The following is a 250-nucleotide window of genomic DNA, read 5'->3' on the forward strand; positions in this document are numbered from 1 at the left end:
GTGAGGTGGGTGAGGGTGTGGCGTTGGCTGGTGGCGAGGGTGCGTAGGAGGGTGCCGGTGAGGATGACGAAGGGTAGGCCGATCCAGAGGAGGGTGAGGAGGGCGGAGGCGATGATGAGGGGGAGTAGGAGGAAGGCGGCGATGTGTTGGGAGAGGAGGAGGATGAGGTAGGCGAGGGTGGTGTGTGGGGGGTGGCGGGTGGTGTGGGGGGTGGGGGGCATGGTTCCTGCTCGGGTGGGGGGGGGGTGTC

At 68.4% G+C, this 250-nt stretch carries 1 pseudogene; it reads right to left on the minus strand.

Annotated elements, in window-relative coordinates:
- Positions 1 to 221 (minus strand): annotated as a pseudogene (locus D473_RS24070) (sensor histidine kinase); the annotation flags it as partial.
- Positions 222 to 250: the final 29 nt, after the last annotated feature.

The sequence above is a fragment of the Nocardiopsis xinjiangensis YIM 90004 genome, assembly GCF_000341145.1.
GTDB classification, from domain to species: Bacteria; Actinomycetota; Actinomycetes; order Streptosporangiales; family Streptosporangiaceae; genus Nocardiopsis; species Nocardiopsis xinjiangensis.